The 3,578-nt window shown below is 59.9% G+C and carries 4 protein-coding genes and 1 pseudogene; 3 read left to right on the forward strand and 2 right to left on the reverse strand.

Features of this window, described 5'->3' with window-relative positions:
* Positions 1-361 (forward strand): polymer-forming cytoskeletal protein (locus VMR03_RS17915; RefSeq protein ID WP_325407651.1); only part of this gene is annotated, 361 nt, incomplete at its 5' end.
* A gap of 174 nt (positions 362-535) precedes the next feature.
* Positions 536-1,285: a hypothetical protein gene (locus VMR03_RS17920; RefSeq protein WP_325407653.1), complete on the forward strand. Its 750-nt coding sequence runs from the start codon at positions 536-538 to the stop codon at positions 1,283-1,285.
* A gap of 44 nt (positions 1,286-1,329) precedes the next feature.
* On the opposite strand, the gene VMR03_RS17925 is transcribed toward VMR03_RS17920, so the two are convergent.
* A complete protein-coding gene (locus VMR03_RS17925) occupies positions 1,330-2,157 on the reverse strand; it encodes a sulfotransferase domain-containing protein (protein WP_325407655.1) in 828 nt (275 codons plus the stop codon).
* Positions 2,158-2,349: 192 nt separating this feature from the next.
* Between VMR03_RS17925 and VMR03_RS17930 the strand changes: the two genes are divergently transcribed.
* A complete protein-coding gene (locus VMR03_RS17930) occupies positions 2,350-3,363 on the forward strand; it encodes an Lpg1974 family pore-forming outer membrane protein (RefSeq protein WP_325407657.1) in 1,014 nt (337 codons plus the stop codon).
* Positions 3,364-3,441: 78 nt separating this feature from the next.
* Here the strand turns inward: VMR03_RS17930 and prfB are convergent.
* Positions 3,442-3,578: pseudogene (gene prfB / locus VMR03_RS17935) on the reverse strand (peptide chain release factor 2); the annotation flags it as partial.

Raw genomic sequence — 3,578 nt, forward strand, 5'->3', positions numbered from 1 at the left:
CTCCATCAACGGTGAAATCGTCGCCGAGGACATCGTCATCCGTGGTCGCGTCATCGGTACGATCCGCGGCCGCCGCGTCCAGCTCGCCTCGACCTGCCATGTCGAAGGCGACATCCTTCACGAGGCGCTCGCCGTTGAGACTGGCGCCTTCTTCGAGGGCAACTGCCGCCATTCGGACGATCCGATCGGGCAGGCTTCGTCCTCGCGCGCATCGGCGCCGCGCCCGACCGCAGGACCGGTCGCCGCGCCCCGCCCCGCGGTAGCGGCCCCCGCGGCCGCTCCGCGTCCGGCAGATCCGGCATCGAGCCCGGTGGTGGTCGGCGACGGCGGCGTCGTGGTGAAGCGTCCCGCGGCGCAGTAAGAGCCATCGTCTCGGACAAGCCTGCAAAACGCCGTGGCGGGAAACCCCACGGCGTTTATTTTTGAGCAAGGTCAAGGCCGGAAGCCTCCATGCTCCCTACGCTGACGTCGAAGCAAATCCCGCCTCGGTGTTGCCAGGGAGCGCACGATGACGAAAAGACTTTCCTTCTTCTTCATGTTCATGGCGATCGCCCTTCTTCTTCTTCCCGCTGCCTCGCAAGCGGAGAATACCAGTCAAACCTTCCCCATTGATGCCCGTGTTGGGCTGAATGGGCTCGAGGGACTTATCGAACAGCAACTGAATTTCACGCTGGCCAGCCTGAAGGCTTTGGCCGCGACGGAAGATGCAACTTCGGGCGACTGGAACCGCATGAGGCCTCCATTGGAGAAGCTGGCGACCGGCATGCCGGCGCAAGCGGCAATCTGGTTTGCCCGACCGGACGGTGCCTACTTCACGGTCGAAAAGGGGCTGACAGACCAGAACCTCAAGGATCGTACTTATTTTCCTCGCCTGATGGGCGGCGAGGACATCCATGGCGAGCTCGTGGTGAGCAAGTCGACGGGTAAGAAATCGGCCATCGTCGCGACGCCGCTCACAAAGGATGGGCGGGTGATCGGCGCGCTCGGCATGTCCGTGAGCGACGAAGCCTTGTCGGCGATCGTCCAAGACACGCTGCGCTTGCCTGGGGAAATCGTCTTCTATGCGCTCGACCAGAGAGGCCAGACCGCGCTCCATCGGGATTCGAAGCTGATGTTCGAGTTCCCGTCCGAAATGGGAAGCCCTTCGCTTGCCTCGGCCGTGAAGACCATGCTCACCGAGCCTCAAGGTGCAATCGAATATGAATTCAGGGGCAAGAAGAAGCTGGTGATCTTTAAAAGGTCTGTATCGACGGGATGGGTATTCGCCGTCGGCATCGAAAAATAGGTTCGGACATAGCCCGAACTCCTGTCGGGGAGTCGCGCGTCACGTCAGGGCAGATATCCAAAGCGTTCCATTTGCGGCCGCAGGGCGTCGATGACCCGCCGTATCTGGACAGACGTGAGCAGCTCCTTCCACTGCCCGGAGCGGCCTTCGCGGAAAAACCGCTCCGCTGTTTGCGGACGCTCTATGAAGCCGCGCTCATCCTCTTCCTTTTGGAGCCGCTCGAAGGAGGAAGCGTCGATTGCGCGCTTTAATTCGGATGCGGACGGTTTTAGCAGCAAAAATTGCGCAAGCGTCCCGAATGTCTCAGCCGGCTTTTCGAGCATGTCTTCATAGCGCATGACGTGAAGCTGGCGCATCGGCCGGCGCGTCCAGCTCTCGACATGCTCCGCCCAAGAACCGAAATACTGATAGGCGAAGCGCTCGTTGGTCGGCCCTATCGACCCTCTCCGTATGATTTGGTCGATAGCCGTATCGACGGAAGCCGACTGGAAGTTCGCGAGCGAGATCACCACGTCGAGCGGATTGCGGACGATATAGACGATGCCGGCCGTGACCGCGCCCTCGATCATCGGCACGCCCAGATGCGTGACGAGAGCATTGTGCGTCTTGACGAAAACGAGCCCCTCCGCCCTGGCGGCGATCGATCGTGCAACCTGCGGCCTGACCCTCGCGACCTCCGCGTCCGTGCATTGTTCGAGCGGCTTGCCAAGGAGAGGCAAGTACCAGTTGGCCGACGCATCGCCGACCGTCAGCGTGTCCATCTTGTTGATGTCATGCGGCTCCCTGCCACCTCGCAAAATCGAGTGAAGAAAGTGCCGGACCCAGGTGTTTCCCGACTTGGGAAAAGACGCCAGCCAGACGATACCGCCCATCTAACGCTCCGTATACGATGTGCACATGTTTCAAACGCGGTCACTCAAGAGAAAATATTCATTTCAGCATTCTCCGATTTTAATTTAGTTGAGCTGTGGCATTCGCATCACTTCCTTCGTAAAAATACATCAAATAGAAATGTAATGGACACGATCGTTGCGAATACTTGAATCTGACAAATGGGGGGCCAAATGAATAACTCTCTTCGGCGGGCCTTGCTGTGCGGCGCTGCCACGGCGGCACTGGTGTCGGCAAGCTCCGCGGCTTTTGCCTCGGGCGGCAAGGAAACCAACTGGGCGACTGTCGACAACCACGGATTTCTCGGCATCGACCTGACGGTTGAAGGTGGATATGCCTTCGGCTCCGGCAAGCTGCCCTATGCGCAATTCGACAATTATGACGACGGCGACTCCGGCTACACCTTCCGGACCGATCCGGGCGACGGCTGGAACGGCAGCGTCGGAATTGCAGGCCGGTTCGAGGGCGGCTGGAAGCTCAATCTCTCCTATACCGGCCTCCGCTCTTCGCAGGATGCCGACACGGGTGTCTACAATGAATCCAACACAACGCCCTCTATCGACTGGCCGATAGACAATATCCTTGGACCGTCTTCGACGAGCTACAATCAGATCACCGTCGAAACCCACATTAAGGCCGATACGTTCGACCTCACAATCGGCCATGACGTCGGGCTCGGGTCGGGCAACCTCACGCTGATCGGCGGTCTTCGCTACGGCGTCTACCAGCAGAACACCTCCACCGTGATCTACTGCGCGAAGGCGTCCTGCGATCCTCGCGAGGTGGAAAGCACGGAAAATCGCGAGTCCCGTTATCGTGGCATCGGGCCGCAGTTCGGCGCGAATTACGCCATGCCGATCGGAGATGCCGGGTTTGGCATTTTCGGCTCGGCCCTTGGCAGCGTTCTGTATGGAAAGCAGAAGACGACCAGCACCGGTGCCTGGGGAGATTCGACGACTTATTCCGACAATCACGTCGCCTACACGGCCGATGCGAAAGCCGGCATATCCTACAAGCTGCCGAACCATCCGCTCGAAATCGCGGCGGGATATTCGGTGTCCTGGCTCGGCCGGGTGCGCGACACCCAGAATGAGTCGTCCTATACCGGTGACCTGAATGTCGGTAACCGGCACGACAATTTGCTCTATCACGGGCCTTTCGTAAAATTGACCGTCAGCCTGCCCTGATACCCGGCAGGCGCGAACGATCGAGGCCGGCTACGATTTCCGCAGCCGGCCTTTTTTCTGCAAATTACGAAGTTCCAATCAGTCGATATCGTCGACTGCCTCGGTGCCGCCCTTGACGCGGGCGGCCAGCGCCGCGGCCATGAAGTCATCGAGCTCGCCGTCGAGCACGTCGGACGGCGTCGGGCTTTCGACTCCGGTGCGCAGGTCCTTCACCA

The organism is Parvibaculum sp. (assembly GCF_035511255.1).
Lineage (GTDB): Bacteria > Pseudomonadota > Alphaproteobacteria > Parvibaculales > Parvibaculaceae > Parvibaculum.